The organism is Phenylobacterium sp. CCH9-H3 (genome assembly GCF_001557235.1).
Taxonomy (GTDB): domain Bacteria; phylum Pseudomonadota; class Alphaproteobacteria; order Caulobacterales; family Caulobacteraceae; genus Phenylobacterium.
The window spans coordinates 1-281 of the sequence record NZ_LSJI01000029.1 but is presented as its reverse complement, the minus strand read 5'-3'; the positions used below and the strand labels follow the sequence as shown (position 1 = coordinate 281).

Below are 281 nucleotides of genomic sequence, written 5' to 3'. Positions count from 1 at the left end.
GTTCGCCAGAGCCGCGATCGTGGTGCCGCCCGACTTGACCATGTTGATGCCGTTGAATTCGGCATTCGACACGGCCTTGGACAGCTGGTCACGGAGCGCCTTGAAGTCTTCGTTCAGGGCGGTGCGGCTGTTGGCGTCCAGCGAGGCGTCGGCGGCGGCCAGGGCCTTTTCCTTCATCTGAAGGAGCAGGTCCGACACGGTTTCGCCGGCCGAGATGGCCACGTCCACCGTGGATTGACCGCGTTGCAGCGACTCGCGGACGGCGTTCAACGACTGGGACG

1 pseudogene is annotated in these 281 nt (G+C 64.8%); it reads right to left on the bottom strand.

The features are described 5' to 3' along the window. Window positions 1–281, bottom strand: a pseudogene (locus tag AX721_RS02420) (flagellin); the annotation flags it as partial.